Origin of the sequence: Bifidobacterium animalis subsp. animalis ATCC 25527 (assembly GCF_000260715.1) — a bacterium.
GTDB classification, from domain to species: Bacteria; Actinomycetota; Actinomycetes; order Actinomycetales; family Bifidobacteriaceae; genus Bifidobacterium; species Bifidobacterium animalis.
The window spans coordinates 451,036-465,415 of the sequence record NC_017834.1; the positions used below are offsets into that span (position 1 = coordinate 451,036).

The 14,380-nt window shown below is 60.7% G+C and carries 13 protein-coding genes; 9 read left to right on the top strand and 4 right to left on the bottom strand.

Features of this window, described 5'->3' with window-relative positions:
- The first annotated feature begins 7 nt into the window (after positions 1-7).
- A complete protein-coding gene (locus BANAN_RS01840; protein WP_014697276.1) occupies positions 8-1,636 on the top strand; it encodes a 5-methylcytosine restriction system specificity protein McrC in 1,629 nt (542 codons plus the stop codon).
- 122 nt (positions 1,637-1,758) lie between these two features.
- Here BANAN_RS01840 and BANAN_RS01845 read toward each other — a convergent pair whose 3' ends face one another.
- Positions 1,759-2,694 carry a metal ABC transporter solute-binding protein, Zn/Mn family gene (locus BANAN_RS01845; RefSeq protein ID WP_014697277.1) on the bottom strand — a complete coding sequence of 312 codons (936 nt, stop codon included), beginning with the start codon at positions 2,692-2,694 and terminating at the stop codon, positions 1,759-1,761.
- Positions 2,695-3,046: 352 nt separating this feature from the next.
- On the opposite strand from BANAN_RS01845, the gene rplJ reads away from it, so the two are divergent.
- The 5 genes from rplJ to BANAN_RS01870 all read left to right on the top strand — a co-directional run bounded on the left by rplJ (position 3,047) and on the right by BANAN_RS01870 (position 9,841).
- Positions 3,047-3,568 carry a 50S ribosomal protein L10 gene (gene rplJ, locus BANAN_RS01850; protein ID WP_004268511.1) on the top strand — a complete coding sequence of 174 codons (522 nt, stop codon included), beginning with the start codon at positions 3,047-3,049 and terminating at the stop codon, positions 3,566-3,568.
- Positions 3,569-3,678: 110 nt separating this feature from the next.
- Positions 3,679-4,059, top strand: a complete 381-nt coding sequence (gene rplL / locus BANAN_RS01855; RefSeq protein ID WP_014697278.1) for a 50S ribosomal protein L7/L12 — start codon at positions 3,679-3,681, stop codon at positions 4,057-4,059.
- A 223-nt stretch (positions 4,060-4,282) separates the two neighbouring features.
- The gene (locus tag BANAN_RS01860; RefSeq protein ID WP_041776949.1) at positions 4,283-5,917 is read left to right on the top strand and encodes an FHA domain-containing protein; all 1,635 of its coding nucleotides are present in this window, start codon (positions 4,283-4,285) and stop codon (positions 5,915-5,917) included.
- A 5-nt stretch (positions 5,918-5,922) separates the two neighbouring features.
- Complete coding sequence (locus BANAN_RS01865; RefSeq protein ID WP_041776950.1) at positions 5,923-9,561, top strand: helicase; 3,639 nt, start codon at positions 5,923-5,925, stop codon at positions 9,559-9,561.
- A 34-nt stretch (positions 9,562-9,595) separates the two neighbouring features.
- Positions 9,596-9,841: a hypothetical protein gene (locus tag BANAN_RS01870; RefSeq protein WP_014697281.1), complete on the top strand. Its 246-nt coding sequence runs from the start codon at positions 9,596-9,598 to the stop codon at positions 9,839-9,841.
- A gap of 18 nt (positions 9,842-9,859) precedes the next feature.
- On the opposite strand, the gene BANAN_RS01875 is transcribed toward BANAN_RS01870, so the two are convergent.
- The 3 genes from BANAN_RS01875 to BANAN_RS01885 all read right to left on the bottom strand — a co-directional run bounded on the left by BANAN_RS01875 (position 9,860) and on the right by BANAN_RS01885 (position 11,732).
- Positions 9,860-10,417, bottom strand: a complete 558-nt coding sequence (locus BANAN_RS01875; protein WP_014697282.1) for an SAF domain-containing protein — start codon at positions 10,415-10,417, stop codon at positions 9,860-9,862.
- 238 nt (positions 10,418-10,655) lie between these two features.
- Positions 10,656-10,847, bottom strand: a complete 192-nt coding sequence (locus BANAN_RS01880; RefSeq protein WP_004268527.1) for an FmdB family zinc ribbon protein — start codon at positions 10,845-10,847, stop codon at positions 10,656-10,658.
- 132 nt (positions 10,848-10,979) lie between these two features.
- Positions 10,980-11,732, bottom strand: a complete 753-nt coding sequence (locus BANAN_RS01885; protein ID WP_014697283.1) for a 5-formyltetrahydrofolate cyclo-ligase — start codon at positions 11,730-11,732, stop codon at positions 10,980-10,982.
- A gap of 141 nt (positions 11,733-11,873) precedes the next feature.
- On the opposite strand from BANAN_RS01885, the gene BANAN_RS01890 reads away from it, so the two are divergent.
- The 3 genes from BANAN_RS01890 to groES all read left to right on the top strand — a co-directional run bounded on the left by BANAN_RS01890 (position 11,874) and on the right by groES (position 14,320).
- Positions 11,874-12,557 carry a GNAT family N-acetyltransferase gene (locus tag BANAN_RS01890; protein WP_014697284.1) on the top strand — a complete coding sequence of 228 codons (684 nt, stop codon included), beginning with the start codon at positions 11,874-11,876 and terminating at the stop codon, positions 12,555-12,557.
- Positions 12,558-12,578: 21 nt separating this feature from the next.
- The gene (locus tag BANAN_RS01895) at positions 12,579-13,802 is read left to right on the top strand and encodes a hypothetical protein (RefSeq protein WP_014697285.1); all 1,224 of its coding nucleotides are present in this window, start codon (positions 12,579-12,581) and stop codon (positions 13,800-13,802) included.
- Positions 13,803-14,023: 221 nt separating this feature from the next.
- The gene (gene groES / locus BANAN_RS01900; RefSeq protein WP_014697286.1) at positions 14,024-14,320 is read left to right on the top strand and encodes a co-chaperone GroES; all 297 of its coding nucleotides are present in this window, start codon (positions 14,024-14,026) and stop codon (positions 14,318-14,320) included.
- Positions 14,321-14,380: the final 60 nt, after the last annotated feature.

The following is a 14,380-nucleotide window of genomic DNA, read 5'->3' on the forward strand; positions in this document are numbered from 1 at the left end:
GCAATCCATGACGGACACCACCAGATCACCATGGCTCCCACACCTCACGCACGAACGCGACGGTTCGGCTACCTACCCGATCCGCTACCTCGCCACAGACAACGAATTCCTACCCGACATCACCTCGGCGCTGAGGAGCGCAAACGACGAGCCTCTCGACCCACTCGCGCTCTTCGTCGACACGCTGCTCAACAAACCGGCCGTCGACATCGATGGTCTGTTCGTGCTCCCCAAGAATCCCGAGCATGGCACCGAGGACATTACCGATGACGAGTACATTCTCGAGAACCGGCATTGGAAGAAGGGTGGCACTGCGGAATCTGAAAACAATGACGATAATTCGGGGGACGAGCCAGCCAATGGAATGCTCGTGTTGAGCACGACGAATCTGGTGGGAATCATCTACAGCAGATCCGCGAGGGAACGCACGGCCGGCGATGTGCAGCTTTCGATCTCCTCGCGATTCTTCCGTGACGAGCGCGGGGACATCGCGCCAATCTGGCACGACTGGTTTCTCGCGTACATGATGCAGCGCGTGTTGCATGTGAATCTGTTGAGCGTGGATTTCGAAGGCAGCCCGGAGCGTGCGTGGCGGCAGTTGCTCATGTGGATGTTCCCGCTGTACCTGAACAATGCGATGAGCAAGGGTGTTCTGCATCAATACGAGCGCCGCGAATACAATGATTCGAATCCGCGTGGGCGCATCGACATTGCACGGCACATCCGCGAGAACACGCCGTTCCTTGGAACGGTCGCGTACAGTCGGCGGGAGTATGATGCCGACAATCCGGTGACTGAACTGATTCGCCACACCATCGAAGCGATTGCGGCGAATGGCAGATTCGGTTCCGACATTCTGCACAACAGTTCTGAGACGATCCGCCATGTCGAGGAGATCCGCAGGGTCACTCAGCGCTACGAGCAGGCGGAACGACAGCGTATTGTGCAGGAGAATCTGAAGCGGCCAGTGAGACATGCATTCTACGACGAGTACCGAGAATTGCAGAGTCTGTGCATCGCCATTCTCTCCCACCGTGGGCTTGATCCCAGCGATATCAAGGAAAAGGATGTGCATGGGATCCTGTTCGACTGCGCATGGCTGTGGGAGGAGTATCTCAACGTCGTGCTGCGGGAGCAAGGCATCGGGGTGATCCATCCGCAGAACAAGACTGGAACACATGCGTATCATTTCATGACACGGGTGGAGGGAACAGATGACCACGCGGTCGGTAAGCCGCTCGGACTGATCTACCCGGATTATTTGCTCAGCGTTGATGGAGTAAATCTGGTAGCGGATGCGAAATACAAGCCGGAGCAGAACATCGGCGGACGGGACTACATGCAGGTGATCGCATATACGGCGAGGTTCGGCACGGGGAGCGGACTATATCTCTACCCGGGTTCTGACTTGGGTGCCGGCGGTTCCGTGGATGTGCGCGAGTATCTCCTATTTGGCGGATTCGAGCGGGAACGAGAGTCGAATCTGCGGGAAGAACCGGCGCTGTACACGGTCGGATTGGACGTGTCGGTGAAGGATTACTCCGCGGGTTATCGCGGGTATGTGGCATCCATGTATGAGCATGAGCGGAAATTCGCCGAGGAGATCAGGCGGATTGCGCAGAACAGGCATAGATAGATAAGGTGCCTTGGGAAACCCCGACATCTAGGTGTCGCCAACTGTGGGGAATTTCTGCGCATCTATGCGAAGGCCCGACAGTCATCGGTTCTGACTGTCGGGCCTTCGCAAGTGAGCTGCCGTCACTTCTTTGCGGCTGGGCCCTTCTGCGTGGCCTGGATCTGCTCGGCGATCGCCTTCAGCCATTCGTTGAGCGTCTTGTACTGACTGGGCATCTGCTCGGTGATGTCGACCACCGGGACGTTGCCCGAGTCCGCCGCGTCCGTCAGCTGGTCGCTCAACTGGGACTTCTCCTGCGAGTTTGCAATCAACATCTTCATGTCGCCCTTCTTGAGCGCCTCGGTGAAGCTCTTGATGTCGGACGCCGTGGGTTCGCTCTCGTTGCTCGTCGCGTTCTTGTATCCCTTCGGCGTGACGTCGGTCATACCCATGTCCTGCGCGAGGTAGTCGCCCACCGACTCTATGGCGCCGTACGGCATCTTGCCGTCGGCCTGCGCGACAGTCTGGAGCTGCGCTTCAAGCTCGTCCTCCTCGGTATGCCAATCCTTGTTGAGCTTCTCGAATTCCGCCTTCTCGCTTGGCATGAGTTTGATGTAGGCGGCGGTGATCTCATCCGCCGTCTTGTTGCGTACGGCGGCGGAGAACCACACATGCGGATTGTCGCCGGTCTTCTTGCCTCCCGCGGCGGCCGCGTCGATCACGATCGCTTTGGACTGGCCGGCCGCCTTCGCCGCCCACTCGTCGTAGCCAGCGCCGTTGAGTATCGCGACCTGCGCATGCTGGAACTTGGAGATGTCGTTGGTCGAAGGCTCGTAATCGTGCGCATCGGTGCCGGTGTTGTTGAGGATGCTGGTGACGTCCACATACCGGCCGCCGAGTTGCTTGGCCACGGATCCCCACACGTTCGTCGAGGCAATCACCGTGATCACCTTCTCCTTGTCAATCTGGGTGTCTCCAGCCCTTGAGCTCGAGCAGCCGGCCATCGCGAATATGGTGGCCAATGCGGCGAGCAGAATCGTGAGTGTGCGCAACAGTCTCTTCATATATTCATTCTCCATTCCAGGGTTTCTTCGAGTCTAACGGCATATGCAATGCCGTTGTATCTGTTTGCAGATTAGCAGAAAGTGAGAATCGTTCTCAATAGCAGTGTTGCGACACGCCGAGGTTCACGAAATCCGCCGATGTGGTTCATTTGTCGAGATGGCTGTGTACGTTAATTCCCGTAAACCACAGACCGTTGGTTGAGCCGTGCGAACGGTTCAATAATTTGGTTCAAGCCAACGCAGGTTGAGAAACATACTCCCGTCATCGGGAAGCCGATTGCGGCTGGATGATGCTCTGCCTGTGTGCAGGGCTATTTTTTTGCCCGTGCTTGTTCCGAAGTCAACGGCCGACTTAGGAAGGAACGCCATGAAGAGGCCCGAAAAGGAAGCGGTGGTTGCCGAGCTTACGGAACAGTTCCGTAACGCCAGCGCAGTCTACCTGACCGAGTACCGCGGGCTTACCGTTCCGCAGATCTCCGATCTGCGCGAAAAGCTAGGCCGCGATACTTCCTATACCGTGGCAAAGAACACGCTGTTCCGCATCGCTGCCAAGGAAGCTGGCATTGAGGGTCTCGACGAGATGCTCAAGGGTCCTTCCGCCGTTGTCTTCGTCGATGGAGACTTCATTGAGGCCGCGAAGGTGCTGCGTGACTTCGCCAAGACCAACAAGGCTCTGATCGTCAAGGGCGGTTTCGCAGACGGAACCGTGTACGACGCAGAAGGCGCCAAGCAGCTCGCAGACCTCAAGTCTCGTCCGGAACTGCTTGCCGAACTCGCCGGCGCGCTCAAGGGCACCATGTCCAAGGCCGCCTACCTGTTCAACGCGCTGCCCACGAAGGTCGTTCGCACGATCGACGCCCTGCGCGACAAGCAGGAGAAGGCTGCCTGAGACCCATCGCCTCGCGGCGTGAGTCTTGTATTTTCCGGAACACAACAAAATTTGAGGTGTTGGCCACAACCCAATAATCCGGTCAACGCCATGATTGAAAGGAAGCCATAATGGCTAAGTTCACCCAGGATGAACTCCTCGAAGCTTTCGGCGAGATGACCCTCGTTGAGCTGTCCGACTTCGTCAAGGCCTTCGAAGAGAAGTTCGACGTCGAAGCCGCTGCTCCGGTCGCCGCTGTCGCCGCCGCCGCTCCGGGCGCTGCCCCGGCCGAGGAGGAGAAGGATGAGTTCGACGTCATCCTCTCCGCCGTTGGCGACAAGAAGATTCAGGTCATCAAGGCCGTCCGCGCCATCACCAACCTCGGTCTGGCCGAGGCCAAGGCTCTCGTTGACGGCGCTCCGAAGCCGGTTCTCGAGAACGCCAAGAAGGAAGACGCTGAGAAGGCCAAGGCTCAGCTCGAAGAGGCTGGCGCCACCGTCGAACTCAAGTGATCTGTGCGGCTTGGCCGCATGACACCGCGTTCGCAACCTAGGTTGCAAGAGGCTCCCGCATATATGCGGGAGCCTCTTTTCTTACCCTGTAGCGAGAAAACTCCGCTCAATCACCCCGGTTGCACGGTTTTGTTCACTTGATTGGTAGAATTGCTACAGACAAGAGGCGAGCGCGAATCGCAAATACCAATACGACGGCGAACGCAGGAAAGGGTGGCCAACGGTGAGCAGCGAGCAGGGTGCTACAACCAGGTGGGTGATTCTTGTAGATGGCACACAATTGGCGAGTGTGGAGCCCGGCACAACCGTGGAGATCGGCCGCAAGCCGTTGCGACCGTTGCCGAACGACGGCAAGAGACGCGTCGAGATTCTCGATGACTCCCGCTCGGTGTCGAAAAGGCATGCCCAGCTCATGGTGGCGCTCGATGGCCGTGCCTTTCTGCGTGACCTGAACTCCACGAACGGAACCTTCGTGGTGCGTGCCGGCGACGAGCTCGTGCGGCTGCAGGGCGGCGTCGATTACCCGCTGCAGTCGGATTCCGTGCATGTGCAGTTCGGCGACGTGCCCGTGGATTTCGCCAAGTTCATCGAAGACGACGATTCTACGAAAGACGACGCACCGGTGGTCAATCTGTTCGACTATGCAGCGGAAGGTTCGTCGAACGAGCCCGAGGCGGCAGACATGTCGGTGGACGACATTCTCAATCTGCGTGCTGGAGAGCCCACCGACATTTTCAATGCGAGCCTGGTGCGCGCGCGTGCCAAGCGCATGCATGACGCCGAACAGCAGTCGTTCGTGCCGTTCACGCAGCCGATCAACCCGTTGCCGATGCAGGATTTCGACGACAGTGATGCCGGCGGTGCCGCGCCACGCGATCTGTTCGCCGATGCCAAGGACGTCGCTGAAGGTAAGATTTCGGAGCCGGCGGCTGCCCAGGAATATCCATACATTCCGAAGATGTCCGACAAGCCGAAGCATGCCGGCGCTCCTGCCGACCGTCTGATCAGCGTGAGCGAACTCGCCTCGGCGCATCCGAGAAGCATGCCACAGCCTCAGGAGAACATGCCGGAGCCTGCTGCGGAAGTGGACCACGCCGTATCCGAGCCGATCGTGGTGGAGCAGACCTCCGTCACGGAGGAGACGACACAGGAAGAACCTGCCGAGCCGGTCGCCGCAGAGCCCGCTGCGCAGGGCATTGGCGAGCACGGCGAGAGCGTGCAGCCATCTGTGAATGCACCCGCTGTTGAGGAGCCGGACGGGAATGCGGAGGAATCCGCGGCAGCTAGTGAGCAGGCGCCCGTAGACGACGAGGAATCGCGCCGGAATGAGGAACCCTCCGGATCTGCAGGCACCACCTCCGACGAAGCTGCATCGGAAACGGAAGTGAATGGCGACATCGCGTCACTCGCCGCGCAGGATGTGTCGCAGGACGAACAGGAATTGCGCGACGACAACGCACCCGAGGTGGCGACGGTGACGGTGGATGCCGCGGACGTGGACTACTCCCGGTTCCAACGGCATGACGAGCCGCAGACGGACGAGTCTGCAGAGGGGGAATACGAGCCGGCGTTCGAACCCGGATCGGTGTTCGAGAAGGTGGCGAACGGCGATTTCGCCAAGCCGGAGCCGCTGGTCTCGGTGGCAGGGTTCACCTCGGACGATGCGCGGCGCAGCGACGACTTCTCGGAGCAGTTCGAAATGGCACGACACCCGGAACTGCTGCCGTTCCTGGCCATGAACCCGTCGCTGTACGACGACCTGTACACATGGCTCGCCGCACAGGGCAATGCGGATATTGACGAGGCGCTCAGCAAGAACGCAGGATACGAAGACTATCGCAAGGCGATGGGGAAGTGAGCTCGATGTCGAACACCGATACACCAGAAACGAAGGCCCCTACGAGCGGTTCCATAGACAAGTTGCGCCACTGGCGTGACGAATACAGGGCGAGCCTCATGGCCTCGCCGTTGGAGGACGTGAACCAGCTGAGCGCCAAGCTCGACCTGACCCATGCGCACCCCTCGGGCATCTCACAGCTGTTCGCCAGCGGAAGCGCCCCGTTGCATTCGCTGTTCCGCGACAGCGGCATGCTGCGTGCGGCGGCACGGCGTACCGAGCGTGTGCTCGACGACCAAAGCGCCAAGAAGCGCATCAGCGGCGTTGCCGAGCTCTCCCTGGTGGTGGGCGTGGCCACGTGGAAGGGCAACAAGATGCCGGTGCTGCTCTACCCTGTCGAGGTGGTGCGTGACGGCACTCCCGTGGAGAACCATACGACGATCACCTTCACCGGTCATGTGCGCCTGAACTCGGCCTTCCTCAATGCCATGCGCGAGAACGGTGTGAATCTCGACGAGCGCGCGCTGTTCGATGGCTCGAACTATGCCAGCGGCACGCCAGAGACGGCTGCCGTATTCGCGGTCATCACGAAGGTGGCGCAACAGGTGTTCGCCGACTTCTCTATCGAACGGCAGATCATTCTCGGCTGCTTCGTCGACCCATCCACACAGATCCTCATGGAAAGCCGCATGATCATCGAGCGGCTGGCACGTGGTCCGATCAACAATGTCATGCTCAATGCCCTGGCCGGCTACCCGGAAGCCATCGAGCAACTTTCGCGGATCACTCTGCCACCGTATAGCCCCTTCGACGGCGACCCCCACTCCGAATACGAGGTGGGCGATGTCGACAACACCGTGCGTTATGCCGCCAACATGGCGGCCGCCGGCCATTCGCTGTTCGTCGACGGCACATTGGGCAACGACACCGCCGAGCAGGCCGCGTCGATCGCCTCCCGTTGCATCATGGCCGGCCGGTCCGTGCTCTACGTGCCATGCGTCACCTCGCAGAAGCGTACGTTCGCCATGCTCATGAAGGCCAACGAATTGGGCGAGCAATTGCTCGACGTGGCCAACCCGAACGCCAATGCGGCCATCGACCACCAGCTCATCAGCGCGGTGGGCTACCAGCAGGGCGTCGCCACCTCGCGTTTCGAACAGCTCGCCGATGAACTCGTGGGCGTCCGATCCCGCCTCACCCGCTATCTGGGCGACCTGCACGGCGTGAACCAGACGTGGGGCGTCTCGGCATACCAGACGATCCAGAACCTCGCCAGCATCTCCGAGCTGCCGGCACACCCGATGACCCGCGTACGTCTCACGAAGGAATGCGCGCTCGCCATAGGCAAATCGCTGGATGAGTGGGCCAAGAAGCTCGAACGTGCCGGTGAACTCGGCGAATACTCGGTGGGGCCCGATGACACTGCATGGTACGGTGCCTCGCTGTACAGCGAGGAGGAGGCCATCGATGCCTACCAACGTGTGGTGAACGTGCTGCGATCCCTGCTGCCGGCCACGCGTGAACAGGTCACCACCACCGTGAAGGTGTGCGGCTTCTCGATTCCGCAGACCGCCGATGAGTGGAGCAAGCAGGTCACCGTGCTCAAGAACCTGCGCCGTGTGCTTGACGTGTTCCAGCCCGAGATATTCGAGCGTGACATCGATGCGATGATCGAGGCTACGGAGTCGAAGCAGGAGCGCAAGACGAACGATTCCCAGATGGGCTTCTGGGATCGCCGCAGGCACATCAAGGAAGCCAAGAGCATGCTGCGCGTGGGAGCCCAGGTGGAGGACCTGCACGAGGCACTGCTGGTGGTGAAGCGTCAGGGTGAGCAGTGGCGTCTGTTCGTGCCGCATGGCGGCTGGCCGGTGCTGCCGCCGAAGCTCGATGACATCATTGCCACCCAGGAACAGCTCATGAGCAATCTGACGGCCCTTGACACCGTGCTGTCCACCACACCGGCCGGCGCCGAGTTCCAGCAGCAGGACTTCAATGCATTGGAGGAACGTCTCAAGGCCCTATTCGACGATCGCAAGGCTCTCGACACCCTGCCGGAACGTTGCGTGATCGAACGTGAGCTCAAGCGCGCCGGCCTCGGTGAACTGGTGGACGACCTGCGCGAGCGCAAGGTCAAGGTGGACGCCGTGAGCAACGAGCTCAGACTGGCATGGTGGACCACCGTGTTCGACGACATCGTGCATTCCTCGGCCATCATTTCGAACCAGGACGGCTCGGCGTTGCAGGCGGCCTCCGACCGCTTCGTGCAGGTGGATGTGGAGCATGTGCGCTCCATCGGCCCCATGATCATGCAGGAATCGATGCGCAGACTGTGCGATCTGCTGTTCTCCCGCACGCAGGAGGCCAACATGATGCACACGGCTCTGGCGGGCACGTCGAGCATTTCACTGAGCCGCATCCATCAGGACCATCCGGAGATTCTCGCTGCCGCCAAGCCGGTGATCATGGCCACGCCGGCCACGCTCGCGGCTGTGACGAATCCGACACCCATTGCCGACGTCGTGATTATCGATGCCGCGGCACACCTGCCGTCGGTGCTGCTGCTCAGCATTCTGTGCCGTGCACGTCAGGTGGTCATCCTCGCGCATCGCAGCACGGTGACCAGTGAGGGCATTGGCATGCTCATGTCAATGCTGCCGAACATCTCGGTGGCCTCTCACCCCACCCGCCGTGATCCGCGCGTGAATCGTTTCCTCGAGGAACAGGGCTACGGCAAGGTGAACACCGATGTCGTGCGTGAACCGATGCAGGGCCATATACGCTTCCACAAGATCGAGGCCGCGGGCGTGCCGCTCATGGCCAGCGGACTCGTGGAAAGCAGCCAGCAGGAGATCGCCGAAGTGGTGCGCCTCATCACCCAGCGCGTGCAGACCTTCACCCTCGTGCCTCCGAGCTATCTGCTCACCGTGGTGTGCCTCACCTCCACGTTCCGCACCCGCTTAGGAGCTGAACTGCGTTCCCTGGCGGCGAAGAGCGAGGCGATGGGCCGATTCCTGCGCCATGTACGCATCGTCGACATCGCAGATGTGGCCGGCGCCCGTGCCACAGACGTGATCCTGTCGATGAGCTATGCCAAGACCACCCATGGGCGGCTGCTCCAGCAGTTTGGCGTGCTCGAGAACAACGGCGGCCGTGGCATGCTGCTCGATGCACTCGCATTGTGCGATCACCATCTCGATATTGTCAGTGCCTTCGGAGCCAGTGACCTCGACGACGATCGCCTGCATCAGGACGGCCCCAAGATGCTCAAGGCGCTGCTGCAGTGGGCCGAGGACCTCGACGAGGCCAATGTGGTGCGTCCGGCGATCAAGCAAACCGACGAGAACGTGCTGTTCAACGATCTCGCGGCCCGCATTCGGGAACGCGGCCTCAATGTGGCTGTCGACTATGGCTACGATGGCGGCATGAAGCTGCCCATGGTCGTTGGTCTCAAAGACAAGCCGTTCTCGCTGGCCGTGTTCACCGACGACGCCCAGTTCATGGGCATGCAGTCCACCCGGGAGCGTCACCGCATTCTGCCGCAGGAGATCGAAAGCCTCGGCTGGTCGGTCATGACCATATGGAGCGTCGGCGCCTTCGTGAACCCCGAGAAGGAAGTGGACCGTGTGGTCGCACGTCTCGGCGAGATCTACCAGGATAAGCAGTGACTTCAGTCGGCGACAACTATCGAGTAGGCAGGCTATGACCAACAAGAACGAGGAACCGACCTCATCCCACGATGCCGCCCCGCGTCCATACAGCGCCACGCGCCGTACGCCACGCGTGCACCGGCGCGTCGTGCATCAGGGCACCGAGCGGTTCGACGCCGACGGTGTGAAGCTGGAACCCTCCGACATGCAGACGGCGCAACAGCGCCAAGCCGATGACGACAAACGCATTCTCGGCGAGCTGCCCCCACATTGGGCTGTATTCGAGGAACGCCAGTAGCAGCTGGTCGTATGGCATTCATGACGCACCTCGCGCTGCGATCAACGTGCCATGTTCCTGTGCGCCAAGCACCTGCAAGGCCTCTGCAGCACTCATCGCCATCGGTGTCACGGTCGAACCGGTGCCGTCGAGCCTCGGCTGTGCCATCACCACCGCGTGACCGCTCACCACGCATCCGTCTGGTGAGGCGCGGGCATCGCCGGTGCATGCCTGTGCCGAACGTAGTTCCACCACGGTGCCAATGGGAAAAGAATGTTGCCCGAGTCCAAGTCTCACATCGATCACGGTATGGTGCTCGGGAATTGGGGGGAGCTCGCTGACATCGGTGATCAGCAGAATATCGCCCTTCTCGATGCGGGTCTGCGTGACCAGCCCCACTGCGTTGTCCGGGCGCCCCAGTGCATGGCGCAGGGCGTCATGGTCGGGCATCTCCACCATCTCCACATCGCTGGTCGCGATCACCAGACCGGCATCGAGATCGCGCGCGGCAACCACGGCATGCCGTGTGGCCGTCGCCAGTGCCACGCATTGCAGTGCGCAGAACAGCGCCACGCCTACAGACAACGCCAGCAGCATGTGGCGAAGCTGCCACAGCAGTCTGCGAGTCTGTAACGACACACCATGCCGCTTGCCTTCGGTTTCGGGCGAAGGCGGGAATCTGCGAGCGAGTCGTATAAGAAAAGCCATCATGGTTCCATGATGGCTTGGTAGGATGCGCGAATCCAGCGTGACGGATGATTGTGGTTAGTTAACGCCGTTACTTAGTACACAGTGTTACTAATCCACAATGCGCCGACCTATGGAAGGCATTGCGTCACTTCGAGGAGCTATGGCTGTCGGTCCGGTAGAACCCGCTGCCTTTGAACGTGATCGGCACGGCGGCATACACCTTATGCACCTGCTCGGCGCCGCACTGCGGGCATACCTTGATCGGATCGTCGCTGAACGACTGCTCCTTCGTGAAGTCGTACCCGCACTTCTTGCAGCGGTAGTGATAGATAGGCATTCCAGACTCCTTACCCCAAACGAATACCGGTCTCGCTCAGACATATCCTAATACGGGAGCCGACACAATGACGCGCATGCGCCCGGCGCGCGCAACGGGCATTCCCCTCCGACAACAGCAGTGCGGGACATCCTATTCATCAGGTTCACCGGCAGGGGAGTCGCACCCAGGGTCGTCGACATGGACGCGAGGTGAGCCAGCCGGGTCCAATCGTGTGAATCCACGGGGTGTGAGCACGGCATCCATGCGCATATCGTGCTCCTCGCAAGGCAATGGAGCGTCCACGAACTCCCATGGCCAGCACATGGCCATCAGATCAGCCTGCGGGCCTGCAAACCGGAGCGCGCGGTCATACCAGGCGGCGCCGCGCCCCAAGCGTACGCCGGTCGGATTGACGAGCAACGCGGGAACAATCACCGTGGAACACATCTGGAGCGCCTCCGGCGAGTACGTCTGACCCTCCGGCTCGCCCGGGCGCCGCGTCTGCGCATGCGGGAACAGCGACGGCTCCATCTGGTCGGCGCCGATCTCGCCGGGTACATGAAGATGCAGCAGATCGTCAAGCGAACGCAGCACACCCCAGCCCAGATCGAGATCAGGGCCCATCTTCGGCACCAGCACCGTGTAGCCGCAACCAAGCGCGATTGACAGCAGTGGAATCGTGCTGATTTCGGTACCCATGGAGACATAGCAGGCAATGATGCGCGAAGGTGATTGGAACAGGCCGGCTTCGCAGGCAATCTGCGCGCATTGCTCGCCCGCCTGCATGCTCATATTGAGTGTGGTGCCCCGGCGTCGTACAAACACCTCATGGCGTAGCATGCGTTTTGCCTCGTCCACATTCGTGAACTGCGCGCCCTCATGCGGCATGGCATTGATCTCCACGGCAACCCCCTGTGAAACCCCGGCTTCCTGTATCCCACTGTAGCGGGAAACCCCTATGTGGGCGTCTGCTGCCTCAAAATATCTAGACAGATCGTCATTTTATGTCGGCGTAAGAGGCTGCCGCCGTGGCACAATGTTGGTATGTCGGTATTCCAAGCCTTGCATGATGTGATGAAACGTCGCAAGAACAACGCCTTCACGGCACCATTGACGCTCGAATCCCCTGCCGGGTCGCCGGACCTTACGCTACGGACGATGGATGCGGCGGACCAGGAGGAGTGGGGTCGCCTGCGCAGTGTGAATGAGCGGTGGCTGGCGCCATGGGAATCGTCGGATCCGCACGGCGCCGAGCCGCTCACCTTCAAATCGTGGGTCAACAGGCAGCGTGAGGAGGAGCGTGAAGGCACGTCGATCATCTTCCTGATGGAGCATGAAGGTGAAATTGTTGGGCAGATTTCGCTCGGTGCGATTTACCCCGGACCCATGCGCACCGGAATCATCGGCTACTGGATCGATGAGGACCATGCCGGGCGCGGGCTTACGCCGCTCGCCGTGGCCATGCTCGCCGACTGGGCGCTGCTGGACCCGACGGGACCGCAACTCCACCGTCTGGAGATAGATATAGTGCCGGAAAACGAGCGTTCTCGCCGTGTGGTGCAAAAGGTCGGCGCGAAGTACGAGGGCGTGCGGCGTCAATATATGTACGTGCACGGCGAGTGGCGCGACCACGAGTCGTACAGTCTGCTCGACACCGACGCCCCACAGGGATTCGTGCGCCGTCTGTTGGGCGACACGCCCGGAGAATCGCTACACAACTTGTCATAAGTTCTTCTATTCTTAGGAACTATGGATTACGAGTCGCTCAGCACCATTGTTCTGGTGGTGATCGTCGCCATCCTCATGGTGTCTTGGCTGCCCAGACGGACGGTCCAAGGCATGAAGCAGGTGATCAAACACCAGTCCGACCGGTACTCGGCCTCGCTTCATCTCATAGATGAGGGCGATGGCACCAGATTCTCGGATGCACGGACTGTCGAGCTGAAAGGGGCGCCCATGGCTTCACCACACACTGTGCGGGACCGCGAATATGTGGCACAGGTGCGTGATCTGCGTCGCGCCGCAGCACGCCGACGCAAGATTCTCGTCGGTGCGTTGCTGGGCATCTCGGTGCTCGTGTTCGTGCTCGCGGTGATTCTCGACTTCAGCCCGTACTTCACCCTCATACCTATTGCGCTCATGTGCGTGGTGCTCGCACTGGGGGCGCGTGCCTCCCGACAGGCCCGCGAATGGGAGGCCAGACACGCACAACGGCAGCGTGAACTCAAGGAACGCAAGGTGCGTGAGAACAAGCGTGTCGTGGAGGAGCGCACGCGTGCGGCACGTCCTGAGCCTTCGGCCCGCAGGCAGATGCAAGACAGTTCGCAGACCGACGTCATGGAGGCGCATGAGATTCGCCAGGCGCTGCAACGAGCCCGCGAGGAGCAGGCGCAGGCGATTGCGCGGCGCAAGGCGCAGGATACTCGTGACCATCATTCGGATGAGGCGTCACCGCGCTCCGGCATGCGTGCGGAACATGCCGACGTCGATGCCGCGGTGCAGGCCGCCGAAGAGGCCACTCATAATCCAGGGCATCTGACGATTCGCGAGGAACGTGCAGCGCAGATGAGCGATGAGACGAACGAGCTCGCGCAGATTAATGCGTCGTCGGCACCGGATGCCTTCGACATGGCGGTGAATCAGGACCTCATCTCGTTCTCGCTTGGTTCCGATCCGTTCGACGGGCCGGAAGTCGTTCAGAGCATGGAGATCAAGTCGACCCGTCAGGTCTCCAAGGCCGTGCCGAAGGACAGCGCATCGGCCAAGCCGGCGGATGCCGGCGCTGCGGAATCTCGGGATGCCGCAGCCGACAACGCCGACGTAAAGGAGGCGCAGACCGTCTCCGCCGTCTCGGTGAACGACTCGGTCGCCTTCCACAACAGCGAGGCGCAGGCGAATGTGGAGGCCCCGGATGCGTCCTCCGATTCGCTCGGTGTGGATTTGCAATCCATTCTTGCCAGACGCGGCAACTGAAACGCCAAACCTGAATTGCAAAGCCGGCCGGAAGGTCGGCTTTCGTGTTCCTAGGCCAGTGGCGTCAGCTGTTCTCTCAAAGCGTTAGCACTCGAGTTGGCAGAGTGCTAACGAACGCGCTACTATGTGTGAGTAGCGCAAAGGAGTGTGCAACGGTGTTCGTCAGCCGCCGCCGCATGTTCTGGCGCGGAAATACTGAACTCTAGAAAGAGAGGCGCGCAGTGTCGTTCCCACTCACACCGTTGGAAGACAAGATCATCGTCAAGCAGGCGGAGGCCGAGACCCAGACCGCATCGGGTCTGATTATTCCGGACAACGCCAAGGAGAAGCCACAGCAGGGCGAAGTCCTCGCCGTTGGCCCAGGTCGTCGTGACGACAAGGGCGAGCGTGTTCCCATGGACGTCAAGGTCGGTGACAAGGTGCTGTACTCGAAGTACGGCGGCACCGAAGTCCACTTCAAGGGCGAGGAATACCTCATCGTCTCCGCTCGCGATTTGCTCGCGGTAGTCAACGACTGAACTAGTTCGAACTAGTCCTGCCCTTCGAAGCCGGTCCGTTGCGGGCCGGCTTTTCGTTTG